Source organism: Bradyrhizobium sp. 33ap4 (assembly GCF_032654765.1).
Taxonomy (GTDB): domain Bacteria; phylum Pseudomonadota; class Alphaproteobacteria; order Rhizobiales; family Xanthobacteraceae; genus Bradyrhizobium; species Bradyrhizobium australafricanum.
In genome coordinates, this window is the sequence record NZ_JAUMTJ010000021.1 from 1 (window position 1) to 22,458 (window position 22,458).

19 protein-coding genes are annotated in these 22,458 nt (G+C 65.3%); 17 read left to right on the forward strand and 2 right to left on the reverse strand.

All coding sequences use genetic code 11. From position 1 onward, the window contains the following. Nucleotides 1-335 precede the first annotated feature (335 nt). The gene (locus tag Q2M23_RS17685; RefSeq protein WP_316396280.1) at nt 336-1,349 is read right to left on the reverse strand and encodes an NAD(P)-dependent alcohol dehydrogenase; all 1,014 of its coding nucleotides are present in this window, start codon (nt 1,347-1,349) and stop codon (nt 336-338) included. 205 nt (nt 1,350-1,554) lie between these two features. Here Q2M23_RS17685 and Q2M23_RS17690 point away from each other — a divergent pair, with 205 nt between their 5' ends. Next, nucleotides 1,555-2,424, forward strand: coding sequence for a DUF2066 domain-containing protein (locus Q2M23_RS17690; protein WP_316396281.1), 870 nt, complete (start codon nt 1,555-1,557; stop codon nt 2,422-2,424). Nucleotides 2,425-2,553: 129 nt separating this feature from the next. Here Q2M23_RS17690 and Q2M23_RS17695 read toward each other — a convergent pair whose 3' ends face one another. Beyond that, the gene (locus tag Q2M23_RS17695; RefSeq protein WP_253638946.1) at nt 2,554-3,507 is read right to left on the reverse strand and encodes an AraC family transcriptional regulator; all 954 of its coding nucleotides are present in this window, start codon (nt 3,505-3,507) and stop codon (nt 2,554-2,556) included. A 546-nt stretch (nt 3,508-4,053) separates the two neighbouring features. Between Q2M23_RS17695 and Q2M23_RS17700 the strand changes: the two genes are divergently transcribed. From Q2M23_RS17700 to Q2M23_RS17775, 16 genes are all read left to right on the forward strand, one after another. Further along, nucleotides 4,054-4,506: a hypothetical protein gene (locus Q2M23_RS17700; protein WP_316396282.1), complete on the forward strand. Its 453-nt coding sequence runs from the start codon at nt 4,054-4,056 to the stop codon at nt 4,504-4,506. Nucleotides 4,507-4,527: 21 nt separating this feature from the next. Then, nucleotides 4,528-5,547: a formylglycine-generating enzyme family protein gene (locus Q2M23_RS17705; RefSeq protein ID WP_316396283.1), complete on the forward strand. Its 1,020-nt coding sequence runs from the start codon at nt 4,528-4,530 to the stop codon at nt 5,545-5,547. A 2-nt stretch (nt 5,548-5,549) separates the two neighbouring features. After that, nucleotides 5,550-7,193 (forward strand): arylsulfatase, encoded by a 1,644-nt coding sequence (locus Q2M23_RS17710; RefSeq protein WP_141339640.1) that lies wholly within the window; start codon nt 5,550-5,552, stop codon nt 7,191-7,193. Between the two features lie 68 nt (nt 7,194-7,261). Continuing rightward, entirely contained in the window at nt 7,262-9,796 is a 2,535-nt protein-coding gene (locus Q2M23_RS17715; protein WP_316396284.1) for a fused MFS/spermidine synthase, read from the forward strand. A gap of 4 nt (nt 9,797-9,800) precedes the next feature. Continuing rightward, nucleotides 9,801-10,835, forward strand: coding sequence for an AAA family ATPase (locus Q2M23_RS17720; protein WP_245311888.1), 1,035 nt, complete (start codon nt 9,801-9,803; stop codon nt 10,833-10,835). An 8-nt stretch (nt 10,836-10,843) separates the two neighbouring features. Continuing rightward, nucleotides 10,844-11,830 carry a DUF58 domain-containing protein gene (locus Q2M23_RS17725; RefSeq protein WP_310881887.1) on the forward strand — a complete coding sequence of 329 codons (987 nt, stop codon included), beginning with the start codon at nt 10,844-10,846 and terminating at the stop codon, nt 11,828-11,830. Then, entirely contained in the window at nt 11,823-12,314 is a 492-nt protein-coding gene (locus Q2M23_RS17730) for a DUF4381 domain-containing protein (protein WP_253638951.1), read from the forward strand. The genes Q2M23_RS17725 and Q2M23_RS17730 overlap by 8 nt, the downstream gene beginning before the upstream one ends. Further along, nucleotides 12,307-13,305 (forward strand): VWA domain-containing protein, encoded by a 999-nt coding sequence (locus tag Q2M23_RS17735; protein WP_316396285.1) that lies wholly within the window; start codon nt 12,307-12,309, stop codon nt 13,303-13,305. Before Q2M23_RS17730 ends, Q2M23_RS17735 begins: the two co-directional genes overlap by 8 nt. Then, a complete protein-coding gene (locus tag Q2M23_RS17740; RefSeq protein ID WP_253638953.1) occupies nt 13,298-14,818 on the forward strand; it encodes a VWA domain-containing protein in 1,521 nt (506 codons plus the stop codon). Before Q2M23_RS17735 ends, Q2M23_RS17740 begins: the two co-directional genes overlap by 8 nt. Continuing rightward, a complete protein-coding gene (locus tag Q2M23_RS17745) occupies nt 14,815-16,209 on the forward strand; it encodes a hypothetical protein (RefSeq protein WP_316396286.1) in 1,395 nt (464 codons plus the stop codon). The genes Q2M23_RS17740 and Q2M23_RS17745 overlap by 4 nt, the downstream gene beginning before the upstream one ends. Further along, a complete protein-coding gene (locus Q2M23_RS17750; RefSeq protein WP_316396287.1) occupies nt 16,206-17,264 on the forward strand; it encodes an HAD family hydrolase in 1,059 nt (352 codons plus the stop codon). The genes Q2M23_RS17745 and Q2M23_RS17750 overlap by 4 nt, the downstream gene beginning before the upstream one ends. Continuing rightward, on the forward strand, nt 17,261-17,503 hold the full coding sequence (locus Q2M23_RS17755; protein WP_057021056.1) for a DUF3302 domain-containing protein: 243 nt from the start codon (nt 17,261-17,263) through the stop codon (nt 17,501-17,503). The genes Q2M23_RS17750 and Q2M23_RS17755 overlap by 4 nt, the downstream gene beginning before the upstream one ends. After that, nucleotides 17,503-18,444, forward strand: coding sequence for an HlyD family secretion protein (locus Q2M23_RS17760; RefSeq protein ID WP_316396288.1), 942 nt, complete (start codon nt 17,503-17,505; stop codon nt 18,442-18,444). The genes Q2M23_RS17755 and Q2M23_RS17760 overlap by 1 nt, the downstream gene beginning before the upstream one ends. A gap of 15 nt (nt 18,445-18,459) precedes the next feature. Next, nucleotides 18,460-19,893, forward strand: coding sequence for a DUF1254 domain-containing protein (locus tag Q2M23_RS17765; RefSeq protein ID WP_316396289.1), 1,434 nt, complete (start codon nt 18,460-18,462; stop codon nt 19,891-19,893). Nucleotides 19,894-19,934: 41 nt separating this feature from the next. Next, nucleotides 19,935-21,398 (forward strand): DUF1254 domain-containing protein, encoded by a 1,464-nt coding sequence (locus Q2M23_RS17770; RefSeq protein ID WP_316396290.1) that lies wholly within the window; start codon nt 19,935-19,937, stop codon nt 21,396-21,398. Then, a complete protein-coding gene (locus Q2M23_RS17775; protein ID WP_316396291.1) occupies nt 21,395-22,414 on the forward strand; it encodes a DUF1254 domain-containing protein in 1,020 nt (339 codons plus the stop codon). Before Q2M23_RS17770 ends, Q2M23_RS17775 begins: the two co-directional genes overlap by 4 nt. Nucleotides 22,415-22,458: the final 44 nt, after the last annotated feature.

Genomic DNA, 22,458 nt, shown 5'->3' on the forward strand with positions numbered 1-22,458 from the left:
ATGCAAAGGTGTCCTTGCTGCATCCGGCTCATCAAAGGGCGCGACCCGCCGATCCACTTATGACACAGTAAGACTAGAGCGGGATGAGCTTACCTAAATCGAGCGGCGGCTCCGCTTCACCTCGCCCCGCGTGCGACGCGTGCGGGGAGAGGTCGGAACGCATCGTTCGATGCGTTCCGGGTGAGGGGGAGTCTCCGCGAATACAGCTATCACCAGACATATGCGGAGGCAGCCCCTCACCCCAACCCTCTCCCCGTAAGAACGGGGCGAGGGAGCGCAGCGCCGTCGCTGTTCGGCGCAATCTCAGGATGCTCCAGGCCTTGATCGTGCGCGTGCTAGCCGATCGCAATCGCGATCTTGCCGAAATGCGCGCCGCTCGCCATGTGGGCGAACGCTGCCTTGGCCTGGTCGAACGCGAACACCTTGTCAATGACAGGCTTGACGCCGTGCAGGCTGATGCCGTCGCACAGCGCCTGCAGATCCTCGATCGAGCCGACGGTGACGCCTTGCAACCGCTGCTGCTGCATCACCATCAGCGGCAGCCGCGTGTCGGAGGAGGCGGGACCCGCGAGCACGCCGATGAAGGCAATGGTGCCGCCGATCCTGGTGGCGCGGATCGACTCGTTCAGCGTGCCGACGCCGCCGACCTCGACGACGAGATCGACACCGCGTCCGGTGAGCTCGCGCGCCTTCTTGCCCCAATCGGGCGTGGACTTGTAGTTGAGCGTGACATCGGCGCCGAGCTGCTTCAGCCGCGCGATTTTGGCGTCGCTGGAGGATGTCGCGATGACGCGGGCGCCGCACATCTTGGCGAATTGCAGCGCGAACAGCGAGACGCCGCCGGTGCCCTGGGTCAGCACCGTCTGCCCCGGCTTGAGGTCGCCGAGCTTGACCACCGCGCTCCACGCCGTGAGGCCGGCGCATGGCAGTGCCGCGGCCTCGATGTCGTTCAGATGATCCGGCGTGCGCACCAGCGCATGCGCGGGGAAGACCCGGTACTCGGTCAGCACGCCGTCGACGCTGCCGCCGAGCGCCGCGCGCATCCGCGCCTCGCTTGGCTCGCCGGCGAGCCAGCTTTCGAAGAAGCTGCCGATCACGCGATCGCCGGGTGCGAAGCTCTTGACGCCGGCGCCGACCGCCTCGACCACGCCGGCGCCGTCGGAGACCGGCACCAGCGGAAATTTCTGGCGCGAGCCGTAACCGCCCTTGACCGTGAGCAGGTCGCGATAGTTCAGCGTCGCCGCCTTCAGCCGCACCAGGACTTCGCCGGGTCCGGCTTGCGGAACCGGCTTGTCGACCAGCGCCAGCGCGTCGACGCCGCCGGGGCCTTGCAACTCATAGCATCTCACGGAACGTCTCCTGCTCGGTGCTCTTGTGTTGGGCAGCGCTCGCGGCGCTGCCGCGCATGCTCCGAGCATATGTCATGCCTGCCGCGCGTGGCCATAGCGCGCAGTGGGGTTGATGGAATGGCGCTCATGCCCGAACGCGCTGGCGCGCGACCGGGAAATACCGCCAATCTGAGCCGTCAATGAAGTGACCGAGCGGAGGGTGACCATGGCTGCCTTGCTTGAGACGAAGCGAGATCTGATCGGCATGCTCGCACGCGGCGCGGTTCGCGTGCTGCTTGCCGCTGCATGGATCGCTTGCGGTGGTGCGATGGCCGCAGCAGACGACAGCCTCTACCGCGCGCAAACCGTCGTCACCGGCCAGGGCGAGCCGAACCGCATCGTAGGCTTCGGGGCGTGTCTGGAGGACGTCCTGATCAAGGTTTCCGGTCAGCCAATGCTGGCAGGCGACCACCGGCTTGCCGCGTACAAATCGAAGGCCAAGGCGGTCGTCAGCAGTTTCGACTATCACGATCAATATGCCGGCAAGCCGCATCATGACGAGCAGGGCACCCGCGACCGGCCCTACGACCTGACGGTGAATTTCGACGAGAAGAAGATCGACGGCATTCTCGCCAGGCTCGGTCTCAAGCCGTGGCGGTCGCAGCGACCGGTGCTCGGCGTCTTCGCCGAGATGCAGCACGGCCCGAAGGACTACGTCGTCACATCCGACGGGACGCAGTCCGACCTGCAACGCGACGCGCTTGCGGCTGCGGCCGGAAAACGCGGCATGCGCTTCGTGCTGCCCGATACAGCGGCATTGACGAGCGCCAACCTCACCGCTGCCGAACTGTTGAAGACGCCGCCGGCGAAGCTGAGTTCGATCGTCGCGCCGCAAGGCGGCGAGGCCACCCTGCTCGGTCGGCTGGTCTGGGACGACAAGGATCTCGGCTGGGCCACGCAATGGCGGATGGCCTGGCACGACAAGGATTACAAATGGCAGTTTCGCGGCGTCACCTTCGATGAAGCCTTCCGCCGCGGCATCGGCGGCGCCGCGCAGGTGCTGTCGGGCAATGGCGATCCGGGGCGATCGAAATGAGCTTGCGCGCGCAGCGGCTGGATCGCGCTAGAGCCCTTTCCGTTCCGATTGAATCGGAACGGGGCTCTAGATTCTCATTTTGACGCGTTTTCTTCACGCGAACCGGTATCCACTTCGCTCGAAAACGCTCTACCCGGCGTAGCCAAGCGTCTGCGACGGATATTCCCCGAACATCGTGCGGTAATATTGCGAGAAGCGCCCGAGCTCGATGAAGCCCTGTTCGATCGCAACCTTGGAGACGGTGGTCTGGTCCGGGGTGCTTTCGCGCAAGATCGAACGGATCATGCAGAGCCGCTTGTAGCGCAGGAATGTTACCGGGCCGACCCCGAACACCTCGTGGAAGGCGCGGTGCAGGCTGCGTCGCGACAGCCGAAGCTCGGTGCAGATTTCCGAGACATGGACCGGGCGCGTGCCCGCGGCGTGCAGATAGTCCTCGACATGGCGCACCAGGCGCATCGCCGACGGCAGATAGCTCGTTCCGTCGGGCGGCAGCGAGGTCACGACGGTCGCGGTCACGCAGTCGATGATCGCGCGCTTCCAGAAGGCGGCCGACGCGTCCGTCAAGGCGTCCGGATAGCGCGCAAGGTGCGCGACGATCCGTGGCAGTTTGTCCGCCGCGCCCATGCCGATCGTGGGGTCGGCGCGAAAGTGGTTCTTCGCCTGCCAGGTTTCGGCGTCGGCGAGCCGCGGCTCGCCGCCGAATATGTCGGGCAGATCGGCGAGGTCGAAGCGGATGGCCGCGTAGGACGAAGCGCTGTGAAAGACCCCGTCATGCTCGACCGACGGCGGAATCACCAGCACATCGGCCGGCTGCATGTCGAACGCCCAATGCGTGACACGGTCGGTCGCGTTCAGCAGCATCCCGATGATCAGCTTGGGATCGGTCGAGATGCGCTGGGTGCGGACCCCGACATTGAATGCGCCGATGCTGAGCGAAAAATCACCGATCCCGACGTGAGACAATGTGCCGCGCAACTTGCCGCGCTCAAGCTGCATGACATCGACATGCGAGCCTTTGACGGCATCGTAAAGACCCTCGAAGCCGTCAAGCTCGCCGGTGCTAACCGTCAGGTGTTGGCCCATATCCACGTTCACAACTGCAGCGCGATTAATCTACTAAAACCAAATGCTTGAAGTCGGTGCAAGTCGGTACAAAAAGTGTGCCCCGCGACAATGTGCCTAAATTGGTTTGATTCGCATGGCGAGATCGTGATGCGGATTTGCAAACGTGCGGATTTTCGCTTGTTTTTCCGAGAAAGCAATAAGGCCGACCGGATCGGATTGATCGAATTGGAGCATCTTTCGTTAAGCCTGCACGCCTCGGGGTTGAGATTGGCACAAAGTGCACATCACTTGTATAGTGCGTTTCGCTATCGTTTGAACTGACAGCAGAATTCGCTCGTGACAACGTCCAGTGGAACGAGGCACGATGAAGAGCACTGTGCATGCAAGTGTGCACATGGATTGGCAACGGAGGAGAAAGGGAAGAAGACCTGACGGATCAACGCTGCCGAAAAGTGCAGCACAGAAAAATGGAAGGGCGCGACAATGCACTCAGGCACGACGCAATCATGCACGACGTTCGGTCACCGAGATCGTAAGGCTACGATCTTCAACAGGATTTTCCGTTTGGCGCTCGTCGGAGCAGCCGCGATCGTCGCGCAAGCAGGCCCCGCGTCGGCGGTCAGCATCGGCTCTTCCGCTTCACTGCCGATCATCACACAGCAGGAAGGCAGCGGCAACGTTGTGCAGGTGCGCGCTGTCGCGCGCCGGGGCGGCGTTGCCGTCGGACCGCGCGGCGGTGCGGTAGCTTACCGGAGCCGGACGGTGGTGGGGCCGGGCGTTCGCCCCGGCTGGCACGGCGGCCGCACGCGCTGGGTCGGACCGCGGCCGGTAGGTTGGGCGCGGCCCGGCTGGTACGGCTGGCCGGTCGGGGGCGCGGTCGCGGCCGGCGCAGCGATCGGGTTCGTCAGCGCGGCGAGCGCAGCCGCCTGGGCGGGACCGGCACCGGCAGCGGGCATGTGCTGGTACTACACCGACCCGTCTCGAACACAGGGCTTCTGGGACTACTGCTCGCGGTAATGCCCAAAGAGGTGCATCGCCATGTCCCGGGTAGAGATCGCCTCCACTGAACGAGAGCGTGACGACCCCGTCCAGACCGACGACATGGTCTGGATTCCCGGCGGCACGTTCCGCATGGGCTCCGACCATCACTATCCCGAGGAGGCGCCGGCGCATCGCGCCTCGGTCGACGGCTTCTGGATCGACCGCACCCCGGTGACCAACGCTCAATTCCGCGAATTCGTGCGGGAGACCGGGCACATCACGGTCGCCGAGCGACCGCCGGATCCTGCGCAATATCCGGGTGCGCTGCCGCATATGCTCTACGCCGGCTCGCTGGTGTTTCAGCCGCCGCGCCGCGTCACCACCCTGCGCGACTGGAGCCAATGGTGGACCTTGATGAAGGGCGCGAACTGGCGCCGCCCCTACGGCCCGCGCAGCAACATCAACGTGCTCGGCAGCCATCCGGTGGTCCACGTCGCCTATGCCGATGCGCTCGCCTACGCCAAATGGGCCGGCAAGGAGCTTCCGACCGAAGCCGAGTGGGAGTTCGCGGCGCGCGGCGGGCTCGAGGCCGAGGAGTTCGCCTGGGGCAACGCCTTGACGCCCGGCGGCAAGCACATGGCCAATACCTGGCAGGGCAATTTCCCGATTCAGAACCTCTGCGAGGACGGCTTCGACCGGACCTCGCCGGTGACCGCGTTTCCGCCCAATGGCTACGGCGTCCACGACATGATCGGCAATGTCTGGGAGTGGACCGCCGACTGGTGGTCCGCCCGTCATGAGGCCGACGCCGCGAAGCCCTGCTGCATCCCGCAGAATCCGCGCGGCGGTCGCGAGGAGGCGAGCTACGACCCCGCCCAGCCCGCGATCAAGATTCCGCGGAAGGTGCTGAAGGGCGGCTCGCATCTCTGTGCCCCGAACTATTGCCGCCGCTATCGCCCCGCCGCACGGCATGCCGAACCGGTCGATACGTCGACCAGCCATGTCGGCTTTCGCTGCGTGGTGCGCCGACCCGATTCTCAACCGTCGCAAAAACCTTTCGACAAGCAAGGAGCGTAAGAATGAGCGATGAGAGCAATATCGTTGCCAGGCAGTCCGGTAGTCGCGGAGGGCTGCTTCGTGGCTTGTTCGCGGCGGCGTTGGTCGCGACAAGCCTGGCGCCATTTGCCGGGTCTCCCGCGTCAGCGCAGCAGCCGAACGCGGCCAAGCCGAATATTCTCGTGATCTTCGGCGACGATGTCGGCCAGTCCAACATCAGCGCCTATACCCGCGGGCTGGTCGGTTACAAAACACCGAACATTGACCGCATTGCCAATGAAGGCATGATCTTCACCGACTATTATGCCGAGAATAGCTGCACCGCCGGCCGCTCCACCTTCATCACCGGACAGGTCTGCCTGCGGACCGGCCTCTGCAAGGTCGGTATTCCGGGAGCACCGGTCGGCTTGCAGAAGGGCGACATAACTATCGCGCAGGCCCTGAAGCCTCTCGGCTACGCCACAGGTCAGTTCGGCAAGAACCATCTCGGCGATCGTGATGAATACCTGCCGACTAATCACGGCTTCGATGAGTTTTTCGGCAATCTTTATCATCTTAACGCCGAAGAAGAGCCCGAGCGGCCATACTGGCCGAAGGACGACGCAGCTTTCGTCAAAGCCTATTCGCCGCGTGGCGTCCTCAAAGCTTCCGCCGACGGCAAGATCGAGGATACCGGCCCGCTTACCAGGAAGCGGATGGAGACAGTCGATGACGAGACTACAGGTGCTGCGATCGATTTCGTCACGCGACAGGCAAAGGCCAACAGGCCGTTCTTTACCTGGATGAACTTCACTCGCATGCACATCTTTACCCACGTTCGTGCTTCGATGCGCGGGCAAAGCGGCATGCCGGGCAATGAATACGCTGACGGCATGGTCGAGATGGACATGAACGTCGGAAAGCTGCTCAAGACGCTCGATGACCTGAAGATCGCAGACAACACGATCGTCGTCTTCAGCACGGACAACGGCCCGAACGCGTTCACCTGGCCGGATGCAGCGACGACGCCCTTCCGGTCGGAGAAGGACACCAATTGGGAAGGCGCGTTCCGTGTGCCGGCGATGATCCGTTGGCCCGGCCACGTCAAGGCAGGCGAGGTTGCCAACGGAATCGTGTCAGGTCTCGACTGGTTCCCGACGCTCCTTGCCGCCGCCGGCGATCCCGGGGTGAAGGATCGCCTGCTCACCGGCTGGCAGCCGCAAGGCGGCTCGACCACCTTCCGCAATCACCTCGACGGGTTCAACCAGCTCGACTACATCACGGGCAAGGCCGACAAGAGCGCACGCAACGAGTTCTACTACTTCAACGACGACGGTGATCTCGTTGCGATGCGAAACGGCGATTGGAAACATACCTTTGAACGGCAGGATCAGCCCGGCCAGTTCGACGTCTGGGCCCACCCGTTCACGCCTTTGCGCGTGCCAAAGATATTCAATCTGCGCATGGATCCGTACGAGCACGCGGAGATATCGGGCAGCATGTACGATCAATGGCGGGTAGAGAACGCGTACATGATCGCTCAGGCACAAATCAAGGCGGCAGCGTTCCTGCAGACCCTTGTTGAATATCCGCCAAGCCAGCGGATTGCGAGCTTCAGCATCGACCAGATTCGTCGTGCGGTCGACAAGAAGGTCGATGAATCGTTCAAGAAGCGTGGTCTCGAATAGTCGCGAGGCCCTGCGAGACAGGCCAGTGGTATCGGCCTGTCTCGCACTGTATCCAAGGGGACAAGCGGATGGATGCTCGATCGAGCATAGGGTCTGCATCGACCGCGACCCGAGCACACCGAAAGAATCTGGACGCCGGCGCGAGCCGGAGGCTCGTCGCAGCGGCGCTGGCGTTCGTCTCGGGTGCCGCCGGCCTGATCTACCAGGTGATCTGGATCAAGCAGCTCTCGCTCGTGGTCGGCGCTGATGTCTACGCCATCACGACCGCCGTGAGCGCCTTCTTTACCGGCCTGGCGTTGGGCGGCCTGATCTTTGGTGGAAGGGCTGACCGCGCCAGCCAGCCGGCGAAACTCTACATCGCGATCGAGATCGGCATCGGCATAACCGGCGTCGCCACCACATTGATCCTGGCGAATATCGCGCCGGTCTTCGTGGCGATCGAGAGCGCGAGCGGCCTGCTCGCATGGGCCATGGTGTTCGTTCTGGTCGGCATCGCCCCGCTTCTGATGGGTGGAACGCTGCCGGTCCTTGTGCGCGCGGTGCTGCAGAATTCCGGCGATGCCGGCCGCGTCGGTGGCCGGCTATACGCCGCCAACACCGCCGGCGCGATTCTTGGCGCTCTGCTGCCGATGTTTGTCCTCATTCCGCTGTTCGGGGTGCAAGGGACCTCGATCGCGGCGGCGACCCTCAATGTCCTCGCGGCGGCGGGGGCAACGGTGCTCGGCCGGATTCCCCTGGCGTCGGCGAGGATCAAGCCTGCCGGCCGCGCGGCGGCGCATCAACCGCGTCGGGTCGGATTGGCCGTCGCCCTCTACGCCGCCGCCGGCGCAATTGCCCTCGGCTATGAGGTCATCTGGTCCCAGTCCATCGTTCAGTTCATGAGTACGCGCAGTTTCGCGTTTTCCGTGGTGCTTGCGACGTACCTCGCGGGACTTGCGGCGGGTGCCGCGATCGTTGCGCGCGTGATCGACCGGATCCGCGATCCCTGGAGTGTCTTTGGCCTTCTGATCGCGGCCGCCGGGTTCCTGGCCTTGATCGAGATCGCGGCACTGGGCCATTGGCTCGTGGTCGCGCAGACGGCGACCGAGGCGTTCGTGCTCCGCCTTACCGAAAACCAGTTCGCCGGCATGTGCGCCCGCTTCGCGGTGGCAGCGTTCTGCATCGTATTCGTGCCGACCTTGCTGCTCGGGGCGGCCTTTCCGGTGGCGCTGCGTCTGGTGGTGCGGGATGCGCACATCGGGCAGGACGTTGGCGCCGTCGTGGCGGTCAATACCCTGGGCGGTGTAGGCGGCGCGCTTCTCACCGGCTTCGTGCTTCTGCCCTGGCTCGGGCTTGTCCACACCCTTGCATTGCTCGCAATCGGCGCCGGCCTGCTGGGTGTCATTGCCTGCTGGGGCGGTCGTTCGAGCCGCACCGGTGTTGGACTGGCAGTCGCGGTCGGCGCGGCCTGCATCGTCGCTGCGGTCGCCACGCCGTCCGACCGATTTGCCCAATTGCTTCCGGCAGCGCGGTCGGGAAAAATCATGTTCTATGAAGAGAGCCCGGGTGGGACGGTTGCGGTGGTCAACACCGGCCGCTTCCGCCGGCTCTATATCCAGGGCGTATCCAATTCCGGCGACGCCATGCCGTCGCTGCGCTACATGCGGCTGCAAGCGCTCCTGCCTCTCATCATTCACAATGGCGAGCCGAAATCAGCCCTGGTGATCGGCTACGGCACGGGCATCACGGCCGGCGCTCTCTCGCAATTCCCTGCTCTCGACAGGAGGGTGGTGGGTGAGCTGCTCCCGGCGGTCCTTCGTGCGGCTCCGATATTCGACGGCACCTTCAACGCCGCGTCCGACCCGGGATTGGAGAAGCGCTTGGGCGACGGCCGTCGCCTCCTGCAGCGCGAGAGCCAGACCTACGACCTGATCACGCTGGAGCCGCCGCCGCCATCGGCGGTGGGCGTCGTCAATCTCTATTCTCGCGATTTTTATCGTCTGGCTTCGTCGCGACTGAACGACGACGGGATTGTCGCGCAGTGGTTGCCGCTGCCAACGCAGAACGACGAGGACACGCGCGCACTGGTTCGCAGCTTCATCGATGTGTTTCCGTACGCGTCTCTGTGGACATCGGAGCTGCATGAAATGTTGCTTGTCGGGTCGCGTCGTCCGATTCAGTTGGATGCGGAGCGCATCAGCGCGAGATTCAATCAGCCCGAGACGTCTGCGGCGCTTTCCGCGGTCGGCGTCAACTCGGTCGCGGCGCTGATCGCAACCTGGATCACCGACCGCGACGGGCTCGTGCGCTACGCGGCGGACGCGCCGGCGGTGACGGACGACAGGCCGCGGATCGAATACGCGACATGGGTTCGTCCGGACGAGTTCAGCCGGACGATTTCGCACATCTGGCAGTACCGTAGCGAACCGCCGCTCAAGGGAGCGGACGAGCAATTCACCGCCTCGCTGCTGAGCGAAAGGCGAGACCTTGATGCGTTCTATCGTGCCGGCCTCAGCGCCTATGCGGGCAACCGGCAGGCTTACGCGCGCGAGATGGCGAGCCTCAGCCAAGCGGCGAGACGGAACCCCTATTACAGGTGGTTTACGGGGTCCAAGGAGCCGTAGTGCAATGTCAGATCACGCCGCAACACAGTTAGCGGCCGCCCCGGCGCGGCGAACTGCCAAGGACTCCGCGGCGCGCGAGGCCGTGCTCGATCTCAAGGCGCGCATCGGCAAGTCGGTGCTCGGGCAGGATCATCTGGTCGAGAGCATGCTGATCGGGTTGCTGGCCAACGGCAACCTTCTGATCGAAAGCCTGCCGGGACTAGCAAAGACGCGGGCGGTGAAGACGCTGGCGAAGAATCTTGCCGCGGACCTGTCGCGCGTGCAGTTCACGCCGGATCTGCTGCCGTCGGACGTGACCGGCGCGGAGATCTACCTGCAGACCGAGAAGGGCGGCCAGTTCCAGTTCCAGAAGGGGCCGATCTTCGCCAACCTCGTGCTCGCGGACGAGATCAACCGCGCGCCGGCCAAGGTGCAGTCGGCGCTGCTGGAAGCGATGGAAGAACGTCAGGTCACCGTTGCCGGCAAGACCTACAAGATGCCAGACCTGTTCATGGTGCTCGCCACCGAGAATCCGATCGAGCAGGAGGGCACCTATCCGCTTCCCGAGGCGCAGCTCGACCGCTTCCTGATGCATGTCGTGATCACCTATCCCGACGAGGCGACCGAAGGCGAGATCATCAAGCTCAATCGCGCCGAGAATGCGCGGAAACCGGAAGCCGGAGCTGCCGAGCCGCCGCCGGTGCCGCAGCAGGCGATCCTCGATGCGCGCGGCGAGCTCGATGGCATTTTCGTCTCCGACCTCGCACAGAAATATATCGTCGACCTGATCTATGCGACGCGGTTTCCCGGCCGCTACGGCGAACCCCTGAGTAAATGGATCCAGATCGGCGCCAGCCCGCGCGGCAGCCTTGCCATCGACCGCTGCGCGCGGGCGCGCGCATGGCTCGACGGGCAGGATTTCGTCACGCCCGACCACATCCGCGCCGTCATCCACGACTGCCTGCGGCACCGGCTGATCCTGAGCTACGAGGCCGTATCGCAGGGCATCAGCCCCGACCAGGTGATCGACAAAATCACCGAGCTTGTCGCTGCAGCGTGAGGGCCATGATGACGGAGACATCAGCCAGAACGCCCGGTGTCTACGTCAGTCTCGACGACCTGATTGCGCTCGAATTCAGGGATCGCAGGGTTTCGTTCCTGCCGCGCCAGCCGGTGCATAGTCTGCTGTCGGGCCGGTTCGCCTCGCGCATGCGCGGCCGCGGGCTGAACTTCGAGGAGATCAGGGACTATCGCCCGGGTGACGATGTCCGCGAGATCGACTGGAAGGTCACGGCGCGGCTGCAGAAGCCGCATGTGCGCGTCTTCAACGAGGAGCGCGACCGTCAGGCCCTGCTCGTGGTCGATCAGCGGCTGTCGATGTTCTTCGGCAGCCGGCGCGCCATGAAGTCGGTCACCGCGGCCGAGACCGCCGCGATCGGCGCCTGGCGTGTGCTCGGCGTCGGCGACCGGATCGGCGCGATCGTGTTCAATGACAGCGATGTCGTCGAACTGGCGGCGCGGCGCAGTCGGGCGACGGTGTTGCAGATATTGTCCACCATCGTCGCGCAGAATCAGGCGCTCGGCGTCGGCCGCGGCATCGTCCCGGCGTCAGGTATGCTCAACCGGGCGCTCGAGCATGCCGAGCGGCGGACGATGCACGACGCCACGGTGATCCTGATCAGCGATTTCGATGGCGCCGATTCCGCGACGCGCCGGATGATCGGGGCGATCGCCCGGCATAACAACGTGGTCGCGGTGCTGGTCCACGATCCCTTGCAAAGCGATTTGCCTGCCTCGAGCCGGATGACCGTCACCGATGGCGAGCTGCAGATTCAGCTCGAAGTCGGCCGCGAGAGCGTCCGCAAGAGTATCGCGCAGGCGTCGCAGGAGCGGCTGCGCGGCGTATTCGCGTGGACGCGCGAGCTTGGCATTCCGGTGCTGCCGCTGAGCACAGCCGAGGAAACGGCGCCGCAAATCCGGCGTCTCCTGGGCGGGCTGCCGGCCCGGCACGGACGCGGTGGCGGTCACGCCCGAGCGGAGGCGGCTCTTGGCTGATCCCCAACCCGTCATTGTGGATCCCGTCGCGGGCCTGATCGATATCCCGCTGCCCCCGTCGGTGAGCCTGCTTCCGGCGACATGGGCGTCGCGGATCGTGATCGTGCTGGTTGCCGCAGGCGTTGTTGTTGCGACGTGGCGCCTGCTGCGGCGTTTCCGCGCCAACCGCTATCGGCGCGCGGCGCTCGCGGAGCTTGACCGGCTGCTGCAGACACAAGGCGGCGTCCCGGAGGGAATGGCCGCGAGTCTTGCGCTGCTGGTGCGGCAGACCGCGCTCGATGCCTTTCCGCGCGAAACCGTCGCGCCACTTGCCGGCGCGGGCTGGCTTGCGTTCCTCGACCGTAGCTATGGCGGGAACGAATTCTCGCAAGGCGCGGGACGGCAGCTCGCGACCGCGCCGTACAGGCGGACGACGGCGGATGCCGCCGATCTAATGGCGCTGCAGGATCTGGTGCGGCGCTGGATCAGGGGGCACCATGTTTGAGTTCGCATGGCCCTGGATGCTCGCGCTCCTGCCGCTGCCGATCCTGGTGTGGTGGCTGCTGCCGCCGTATCGCGCGCGGCAGGCGTCCGTGATGGTGCCGTTCTTCGACCGCCTTGCGGCGGCAACCGGACAGACCCCGCAGCGCGGCGCCGTCGTGCTGCAGCGGCGGCGCATCCAGATGGTGACGGCCGCATTGATCTGGGCGCTCGTCGTCGCGGCGCTGGCGCGGCCGCAATGGGTCGGTGATCCCGTCACGCGCGAGGTTTCGGCGCGCGATCTGATGCTCGCGATCGATATCTCCGGCTCGATGGACCAGCGCGACTTCCGCGGCAGCGATGGCGCGACCTTGACGCGGCTCGACGGCGTCAAGCGCGTGGTCGCGGATTTCATCGCGCATCGGCACGGCGACCGCGTCGCGCTGGTGCTGTTCGGCACCAGGCCCTATGTGCAAGTACCGTTCACGCAGGATCTGCAGACCGCGACCGCGCTGTTGGCGCAGATCGAGGTCGGCATGGCCGGACAGCAGACTGCGATCGGCGACACCATCGGGCTTGCGATCAAGACCTTCGAGACAAGCAAGGCGCGACAAAAGCTTCTCGTCCTGCTCACCGATGGCAACGATACGGCGAGCCGCGTCCCTCCGGAGCATGCCGCCGACATCGCGCACCAGAACGGCCTCGTGATCGACACGATCGGCGTCGGCGATCCGGCCGCGACCGGCGAGAACCGCGTCGATCTCGGCGTCCTGCGGTCGGTCGCCGCCACGACCGGCGGCCATTTCTACCGTGCCGAGGACGGTGCGCAGTTGCAGGCGATCTACGCGGACATCGACCGTCTCGCGCCGGCCAAGCTCGATACGCTGTCATGGCGGCCGAAGCAGCCGCTGTTCCAGTGGCCGCTCGGCGCCGCCGTGGTGCTGTCGCTGCTGCTGTGGCTCGGCCTTTCGCTGGAAAGCGGGCTGGGACGAAGGGGAGCACCCGGCCATGCATGACGCGGCCGCGATTCCCTTCCATCTGCTGCGGCCGCTGTGGCTGCTCGCGCTGATTCCCGTCGCTGCCGTCTTCGCATGGGTGCGGTGGCGGCAGAGCCCGCTAGCGCAATGGGGCGGGGTGATCGCGCCGCATCTGCTCAACCATCTCATCGTGCAACCGGGGACGGGACGCGGCGTCAGCCCGCTTTATCTGGTCGCCGCCGCGCTGTCGCTCGGCATCGTCGCGTTGTCCGGCCCGACCTGGCGGCGTGAGCTGCCGCCCTTCGTCGAGGACAAGGCGCCGCTGATGATCGCGCTGTCGCTCGATGCAACGATGGAGCAGAGCGACGTCGCGCCGACGCGGCTCGAACGCGCCAAGCAGAAGATCAGGGATCTGCTTGCGGCGCGCGCCGGCGCGCGCACGGGGCTGATCGCCTATGCGGGCACCGCGCATCTGGTGATGCCGCTGACCGACGATCGCGCCGTCATCGAACCCTTTCTCGCCGCGCTTGCCCCGGGCCTAATGCCGTCGCCCGGGAAGAACGCCGTCGCGGCGGTGGCGCTCGCCGCAGAAGCGCTCGCGACCGAAACCGTTCCCGGCACGATCCTGCTTGTCGCCGACGACGGTGGCGACGAGGAGGGAGCGGTTCGCCAGGCCGCCGGACGGAACGGCCTGGTCAAGCTGAGCGTCACGCCGAACAAGGGCGAAAGGTTCGCGCTCGGTTCGGACGTCGTCCAGGTCAGCATCGACGACGCCGACATCGCGGCGCTCGAGCGCCGGATCGAAACCCGCTATCAGGCCGCGCAGGGTGACGCGTTCGGTACGCAATGGCGCGATGAGGGCTTTTGGCTGCTGCTGCCGATTGCACTGCTCAGCCTGCTCTGGTTCCGGCGCGGCACCACGGTGGCCTGGGTTGTCGCCTTCGTCTGTCTGTCGCACGTGTCATCCGCGAGGGCGGAGGAGCCGCGCCGTTTTGCCGATCTGTGGCTGACGCCGGATCAGCAAGGACGCATCGCGTTCGATCGCGGTGACTATGCGACCGCGGCCAAGCGCTTCTCCGATCCGATGTGGCGCGGCATCGCCGCCTATCGTGCGTTCGACTTCCTGACGGCTGCGCAGGAATTCGCGCATGTCGAGACGCTCGAGGGACGCTTTGCGCTGGCTAACGCCCAGGCGCAGAACCACGCCTATGAGAAGGCGATCGCCGCCTATGACGAGGTTCTGAAGATCGCGCCCGGCCATGTCGCCGCGAAGACCAACCGTGCCATCGTGGTGGCGGCGCTGAAGGCGAAAGAGGAGAAGCGGAAGAAGCAGGAGCAGGACGACAGCGCGCCGCCGGACGAGAAGGCCGACGAGATGCGGGTCGACCCGACCCAGAAGGGCGGCAAGCGGATCGAGGTGAAGCCGACGGATCTCACCACGGCCGGCGCCGCCGAAGCCTGGATGCGTCAGGTCCAGACCACGCCGGCTGACTTCCTCAAGCTGAAATTTGCGATCCAGGACGCGACGCGGCCGGCGGGGACGAAGCCATGAGGCACCCGCTCGCCGCCGTAGCCCTGATGATCGGACTGCTCATACCCTGCGCGGCGCTCGCCCAGCAAACCGCGCCGGAGCCGATCTTGCGGGTGACGATCGATCCGCCGCGCGTCGTGGTGGGGCAGGCGGCCACGCTGCGGATCGACGTGCTGGCGCCGAACTACATGACGGCGCCACCCGAGCTGCCCGACTTCCAGGTCCGCAATGCCGTGACCCGTCAGTTGCGGAGCATCAATGAAAACGAGCAGCGGGACGACCTCACCTATGCCGGCGTCCGGTTCGAATTCGCCATCCATCCGCAGGAGCCGGGCAGCTACGCGATCGCCGGCCAGGCGATCACCATCAAATACGCCGCCGAGCCGCCGGCGACGCGCGAGGCCACGCTCGCGCTGCCGCCGATCGCATTTGAGGCCTTCATCCCGGACGCGGCCTCCGCCCTGCAGCCGTTCCTGGCCGCGCGCAATCTGTCGATCGAGCAGACCGTCAACCGTTCGTCGGATCAGCTCAAGACCGGGGACGCCGTGACGCGGACCGTCACCGTCAAGGCCGAAGGCATTCCCGCGATGCTGCTGCCGCCGGTGAAGTTCACCACGTTCGACGGGCTCAAGCTCTATCCTGCGCAGCCGTCGCTCCAGGACAAGACCGACGGGCGCACCGATGTGCTGTCCTCGGCGCGCACCGACAGCGGCGTCTACATGCTCGAGAAGGCCGGCGACTATGTGCTGCCGCCGATCGACCTGCGTTGGTGGAACACCGGCGCGCAAAGCATCGATGTGGCACATCTCGACCCGGTAACGCTGCACGTGGAGGCGAACCCCGCAGCCGGCGCTGCGTCCTCCGTCGGCACCTCCGGCCCGCGCCGGTCATGGGGCGCGCTGCGCGATGTCGTCGCCGACCACTGGCTGTCGATCGCGCTCGTGCTCCTGGCGCTTGCCGGGCTCGGCTGGCTGATGCCGCGGATGGTGCGGGCGATCGCGGCGCGTCTTCGCCGGCGTCGCGAGGCCTATCTCCGCTCGGAAGCGTTCGCCTTCAGCGAGCTGCGGCGCGCCGCGCGCCGTGGCGATGCCAAGGCGGTCTACTTCGCGCTGCTCGACTGGCTGCAGCGGTTCGAGCCGGTCGCGCCGCAGCATACGGTCGAGGCGTTCAAGGCCGTCGCCCATGATGCCGCGCTCGATGACGAGATCGGCGCGGTCGAGCGCGAGCTGTTCGCGCCGTCTGCCGGCGCGGCGCGCTGGTCACCGCACCGGCTGCTGCGCCACATCGGCGGTGCCCGGCGCAGCATACGACACGAGACGGCGCGCGCCGCAAGGCACAGGGCGCCGGGACAACTCAATCCGGTTGACGATCGTGTGCTGTCGCTCAACCGGCAGAGGAGGCCTGCGAGATGAGCCGCGATGTTGGTGCCTTTGCCGTCTCGAAGAGATTGCTGCTGATCGCGTTGATCGCCCTGCCGCTCAGCGCGCTGGCGCCGGCGTGCGCGCTGAGCCAGGTCGATCCCTTACCGTCCTGGAAAGACGGCGCGGCGAAATCGGCGATCGTCGATTTCGTCGCGCGCGTCACGACACAGGGCGGGCGCGACTTCGTTCCGCCGGCCGAGCGGATCGCGACGTTCGACAATGACGGCACGCTGTGGACCGAGCAGCCGTTCTACTTCCAGCTCGCCTTCGCGTTCGACCGCGTCAAGGCAATGGCGCCGGAGCATCCGGACTGGAAGACGCGGCAACCCTTCAAGGCGCTTATCGAGAAGGACACCAAGGCGCTGGCCGCGAGCGGCGAGAAGGGCCTCTTGCAGATCGTGATGGCGACGCATGCCGGCATGACCACCGATGCGTTCGCAAATCTGGTGCGCGATTGGCTCGCGACCGCCAGGCATCCGCGCTTCAACCGGCCGTATGACAGCCTGGTCTACCAGCCGATGCTGGAGCTACTGGCCTATCTCAGGGCCAACGGCTTCAAGACCTTTGTCGTATCCGGCGGCGGCGTCGAATTCATGCGGCCGTGGATGGAGCGGGTCTACGGCATCCCGCCGGAGCAGGTGGTCGGCTCGTCCGGCGTGGTGAAATTCCAGATCGGCGCCGACGGCAAGCCCGTGCTGATGAAAGAAGCCAAGGTCGAGTTCATCGATGACGGCCCGGGCAAGCCGGTCGGCATCAACCGGTTCATCGGCCGCCGCCCGATCTTTGCGTTCGGCAACTCGGATGGCGACCTGCAAATGCTGCAATGGACCGTGGCGGGGTCGGGCGCGCGCTTCGCCGGCATCGTGCACCACACGGATGCGGTTCGTGAATATGCCTACGACCGGCAATCCAGGATCGGCAAGCTCGACAAGGCGCTGGATGCCGCCAGCGCGGGTGGCTGGACCGTGGTCGACATGAAGCAGGACTGGAAGGAGGTCTTTCCGCCCCTGACCGCGGCCGGCGCCGCGACGGAGGCGAAGCCATGAGCGGCTACGACATCTTCGCCTGGATCGTGCTCGTCATCCTAGTCGCGAGCGCGATCGGCGTGTTCTGCATCGCCGGCTGGCTGCCCGGGCACATCGCGAAATCGCGCAATCACCCCTATGCGCAGGCCGTGATGGTCGCCGGCTGGATCACCTTGATCTGCGGCTTTGCGCTGTGGCCGATCGCGTTCATCTGGGCCTATGTCGATGTGCCGGCGCCGCGCCGGGCGGGAGATGCGTGATGGGTGTCGCGATCTTCAACGTCTATCTGGTGCTGCTGTTCCTCTTGGTGCATTTCAAGATCGTGCGCTTCAACCTGTTCTGGAAGGCGTCTCCCTTCATCGTGCTGGTTCTGCTGCTGTTCGGCCTGCTGGTGCCGATGGGCTGGGGCGCGCCGCAGGGCTCGGCGCTGGTCGTGCGCAACGCGGTGTCGATCGTGCCGGACGTCGCGGGCGAGGTGACCGAGGTGCCCGTCGTCGCCAACGTGCCGCTGAAGGCCGGCGACGTTCTGTTCAAGATCGATCCGACGCCCTATGACGCGCAGGTCAAGGCGATCACGGCGCAGCTCAAGCTGTCGAAGACGCGGCTTGCGCAGATGACGACGCTTTACGAACGCGACGCCGGGCGCGGCTTCGACGTCGAGCAGCGGCAGTCCGAGGTCGACCAGCTCAGCGGCCAGCTCGAGGCCGCACAGTGGAACAGCGACAAGACACTGGTGCGGGCGCCGGCCGACGGCTATGTCACCAACCTCGCGCTGCGCAAGGGCGCGCGGGTGTCGAACCTGCCGCTGTCGCCGGTGATGGCGTTCATCGATACCTCGAACACCATCATCGGTGTCGAGATCAACCAGATCGACGCGCGCTACGTTGCGCCCGGGCAGGAGGTCGAGGTGACCTTCAAGTTCGCGCCCGGGCAGATCTACTCAGGGAAGGTCGAAAGCGTGCTGCAGGCGATCGCGACCGGCCAGGTCACGACCTCGGGCACGGCCGTTGCGCCGAAGGCGATCGAGGCGGTGCCCTTCGTCGTGCGGGTCAGGCTCGACGATGCCGCGTTCGCCAACCGCCTGCCGGCCGGCTCGACCGGAACGGCGGCGATCTACACCGACCATCTGAAGCCGACCCATGTCGTGCGCCGCGTGATCCTGCGGCAGCTCGCGATCGTCAATTATGTGAATCCGTTTTGAGTGATGGAGATTGTCATGAAGCCATTGATCGCCGCAGGACTTGCGCTGATGATGTCGACTGCATCGGCGTATGCCCAAACGCCGTCCAGCGATGATCTGAATCGCCGCCTGATCGAACGCCGTGCTGTCGAGGCCGTGATCTGGGGCATTCCCGCGGTCAACACCGATCTGATGCGGCAGGAGATGCTGACTAGGACGCCGGGCAAGGTGGGGCAGGTGATCTATTGGGGGCGTCCGCTTGATTGGCACAACCAGACGCTGACGCCGAATCCGGACGCGCTGTACTTTATGACGTTCTTCGACACGCGGAATGGTCCGATCGTGCTCGATCTCCCGCCTGGCGATGCGAACGGATCATTCAACGGCAATATCGTCACGGTCTGGCAGATGCCGCTCGAGGATGCGGGCCTGCTCGGCGTCGACAAGGGTGCCGGCGGCAAGTTCCTGATTCTGCCGCCGGGTTACAACGGCCCGAAGCCCGACGGCTACATCGCGCTGCAGTCCGACACGTTCGGCGGCTACATGCTTCTGCGCTCCAACCTCAAGAGCCACGGCGATGCCGACGTCCAGGCCGCGATCGCCTACGGCAAGCGCATGAAGGTCTATTCCCTGGCGCAGGCGGCCAGCCCGCCGGCGACGGTGTTCAGCGACGTGAAGGACACCGATTTCGATTCCACCATTCGCTACGATGCGGCTTTCTTCGAGCATCTGAACCGGATCGTACAGGACGAGCCGTGGATCGACCGGGATCGGGTGATGATCGATAGCCTCAAGTCGATCGGCATCGAGAAGGGAAGGCCGTTCGCTCCGTCCGAGGCGATGAAGACGGTGCTTGCGTCGGCGGCGAAGGAGGCGGGTGCCTGGCTGGCGGCGAAATACGACGCCGGCCTGCCGCCGTTTTTCTCCGAGACCAGCCGCTGGACATTCCCGGCGCCGCCGGACGTCGTCAAGGCCTACTCCGACGGGTTCGCCGATCCGAACGCGTACCCGACCGACAGCCGCGCTCTCGCCTACAGCTACGCCTATATCGGCATCAAGCGCCTGGGCGCCGGTCAGTTCTATGCGATCTCGATCCGCGACAAGGCGGGCGATGCCTTCGACGGCAGCAAGACATACCGCCTCAACGTCCCGGCCAATGTTCCGGTCGAACAATACTGGTCGGTGACCGCCTACGATCGCGCGACCCATGCGTTGATCAAGAACGTCGCTCGGGCCAGCCGGTCCTCGCAAATCCCCGACCTGAAGAAGAACCCGGATGGCTCAGTCGACATCTATATCGGGCCGGCGGCTCCGGCCGGGCAGGAGACGAACTGGCTGCCGACCGACCCCGCGCGCAAGTTCGAGCTGATGGCGCGCTTCTACGCGCCAAAGAAGGAGTTTTTCGACAAGGTGTGGAAGCTGCCCGACGTCGAGCGGATCGCCACCACAACAGGCGGTTCAACGAAATGAAGCGCCGGGAATCAGTTATCGGTACAACAGGGAGTTGCGTGATGAAGGTCCGTCTCTTGCTCGCCACCGCCGCCATTGGGCTCGTTTGCGTTATCCCGGCGTCGGCGCAAACCCAAGCGCCTTACGCGTTCGAGCGCGGCTATCCGACGGCGGATACGACCAGGCGCGCACGCGATGACGCCGACTTCCAGCGGGCGATCACCGCCTATCGGTTCTGGTATCCGACCGTGTCGGTCGAAGGCATCTTCAACGGCAACCGTGAGGTCGGCATCAAGGACGGCGAGAAGATGGGAATCGCCGCGACCGGGCCGCGCCAGGTCGGCTTCACGCTGAACTCCGATACCCCGTATGGTTCTGCTACGCTCGACCTGTCCAAGGGGCCCTACGTCATCGAGCTGCCGCCCGGCGCTTATATCGGCCTGGTCAACGACCATAACCAGGGCTGGGTGCAGGACCTCGGCCTGCCTGGTCCCGATGCCGGCAAGGGCGGCAAGCACCTCGTGCTTCCTCCCGACTACAAGGGCAAGGTCCCGGAGGGCTACTACGTCGGCCGCTCGAAAACCTATAAGAACCTTCTCGCTGTGCGGGCGCTGCCAGTCGGCGGCGACGTCGATAAGGCGATGGACGCGTTGCGCGCCTTGAAGGTCCATCCGCTCGGCAGCAACGCCAATCTTGCGATCGTCGATACGAGCAAGGAGAAGCTGGACAGTTCCTCGCTGCGTTGGGAGGACAACGGTCAGTTCTGGCAGGTGCTCAAGCGGATCGTCGACGAGGAGCCGATCGTTCCGTCGTTCCTGCCGATGTATGGGCTGCTGTCCGAACTTGGTATCGAGAAGGGCAAGCCGTTCGCGCCCGACGCGCGCATGACCGACATCCTCGCGCGTGCGGCCAAGGCTGGGCGCGACCAGATGCTGGTGTCGGCCTTCGACAGCGCACGGCCCGATCGTATCAACTGGCCGGATCGCAAATGGGAGTGGGTCGGCCTGACGCCGGGCAGCGCGCAATTCGAGACGCCGGCCGGCATGGATCTCGAGGCGCGCGACCGCTGGTTCGCGCAGGCGATCGTCACCTCACCGGCGATGTTCCGCCGCACGGCGGGCGCTCGTTCGCTCTACTGGATGAGTGTGCGTGACAACAACGGCGCCTTCCTCGATGGCGGCAAGAACTACACGCTGAGCATGCCGCAGCCGGTGCCCGGCAAACTGTTCTGGTCGGTCACCGTCTATGACACGGCGACGCGATCGCAGGTGCAGACCGATCAGGATCGCGGCGCGCTGCGCTCGATGTTCGAACTGAAGGACATCAAGGGCAGCGCACCGGCGCAGCTCTATTTCGGCCCTGACGCGCCCACGGGCCACGAGGCGCACTGGATCAAGACACAGCCCGGCAAGGGTTGGTTTGCCTATATTCGCATCTATGGGCCGGAAGCAGCGGCCTTCGACAAGAGCTGGAAGCCGGGCGACTTCACAGAGGTGAAGACCGTCACCACCGGGAGCACGAAATGATGCTGCGGAACTTCCTCTTTGGTGGTGTCCTTTGCCTCGTGGGCCAAAGTGCATCGCTCGCGCAATCGCCGGTGCCCGTCACGGTGGACAATTTTGCCCGTGCCGAGTCCGACCTCTATCTGGGCAATCTCGCCAAGGGGGTCGGCCTCGGAATGCTCAACCATCGCCGCGAGCCGGCCAGCATCGACAACCAGACCGTCATCCGGCTCAACCGCGATACGCTCTATACATCAGGGGTGTTCGACCTCGACGCCGGGCCGGTGACGATCACGATGCCGGACCCTGGCAAGCGCTATATGGCACTGCAGGTGATCAGCGAGGATCATTATGTGCCCGCGGTCTATTACGGTGCCGGCAAGCGCACGCTGACGCGCGACAACGTCGGCACGCGCTACGCGGTGGTCGGAATTCGGACGCTCGTCAATCCAAACGATCCGAAGGATCTCGAACAGGTCCACGCGCTGCAGGATGCGATCAAGGTTAGCCAGAAAGGCACCGGCAAGCTCGAACTTCCGAACTGGGACCCCGCCAGCCAGAAAGCCATTCGCGAAGCGCTGCTTGCGCTCAATGATTACACCGGAGGCTTTGCGCATGCTTTCGGACCCAAGGGGCACGTCGATCCTGTCAGGCATCTGATCGGCACGGCCGCCGGCTGGGGCGGCAATCCCGACAAGGACGCCACCTATCTGAGCATCACGCCTACGAAGAATGATGGCACGACGGTCTACAAGCTGACCGTCCGCGACGTCCCGGTCGACGGCTTCTGGTCGATCAGCGTCTACAACGCCAAGGGATATTTCGAGAAGAATTCCTACGACGCCTACACGCTGAACAATATCACCGGCGCGAAGGGCCCGGACGGCTCCGTCGCGGTCCAGTTCGGCGGCTGCGACGGCAAGCTCCCGAATTGCCTGCCGACCATGAAGGGCTGGAACTACACGGTCCGGCTCTACCGTCCGCGGGCGGAAATCCTGAACGGCAAATGGAAGTTCCCGGAGGCGCAGGCGGTTAACTGAAGCGCGTGCGAATCCGCTAGGATGGCCTGAATGAAGTGGGGAGA

Coding starts and splice junctions, on each gene's coding strand:
- Q2M23_RS17690 (WP_316396281.1), top strand. CDS start 1,555: ATGGCTGCCTTGCTTGAGACGAAGCGAGATCTGATCGGCATGCTCGCA.
- Q2M23_RS17695 (WP_253638946.1), bottom strand. CDS start 3,507: ATGGGCCAACACCTGACGGTTAGCACCGGCGAGCTTGACGGCTTCGAG.
- Q2M23_RS17705 (WP_316396283.1), top strand. CDS start 4,528: ATGTCCCGGGTAGAGATCGCCTCCACTGAACGAGAGCGTGACGACCCC.
- Q2M23_RS17710 (WP_141339640.1), top strand. CDS start 5,550: ATGAGCGATGAGAGCAATATCGTTGCCAGGCAGTCCGGTAGTCGCGGA.
- Q2M23_RS17715 (WP_316396284.1), top strand. CDS start 7,262: ATGGATGCTCGATCGAGCATAGGGTCTGCATCGACCGCGACCCGAGCA.
- Q2M23_RS17720 (WP_245311888.1), top strand. CDS start 9,801: ATGTCAGATCACGCCGCAACACAGTTAGCGGCCGCCCCGGCGCGGCGA.
- Q2M23_RS17725 (WP_310881887.1), top strand. CDS start 10,844: ATGACGGAGACATCAGCCAGAACGCCCGGTGTCTACGTCAGTCTCGAC.
- Q2M23_RS17735 (WP_316396285.1), top strand. CDS start 12,307: ATGTTTGAGTTCGCATGGCCCTGGATGCTCGCGCTCCTGCCGCTGCCG.
- Q2M23_RS17740 (WP_253638953.1), top strand. CDS start 13,298: ATGCATGACGCGGCCGCGATTCCCTTCCATCTGCTGCGGCCGCTGTGG.
- Q2M23_RS17745 (WP_316396286.1), top strand. CDS start 14,815: ATGAGGCACCCGCTCGCCGCCGTAGCCCTGATGATCGGACTGCTCATA.
- Q2M23_RS17750 (WP_316396287.1), top strand. CDS start 16,206: ATGAGCCGCGATGTTGGTGCCTTTGCCGTCTCGAAGAGATTGCTGCTG.
- Q2M23_RS17755 (WP_057021056.1), top strand. CDS start 17,261: ATGAGCGGCTACGACATCTTCGCCTGGATCGTGCTCGTCATCCTAGTC.
- Q2M23_RS17760 (WP_316396288.1), top strand. CDS start 17,503: ATGGGTGTCGCGATCTTCAACGTCTATCTGGTGCTGCTGTTCCTCTTG.
- Q2M23_RS17765 (WP_316396289.1), top strand. CDS start 18,460: ATGAAGCCATTGATCGCCGCAGGACTTGCGCTGATGATGTCGACTGCA.
- Q2M23_RS17770 (WP_316396290.1), top strand. CDS start 19,935: ATGAAGGTCCGTCTCTTGCTCGCCACCGCCGCCATTGGGCTCGTTTGC.
- Q2M23_RS17775 (WP_316396291.1), top strand. CDS start 21,395: ATGATGCTGCGGAACTTCCTCTTTGGTGGTGTCCTTTGCCTCGTGGGC.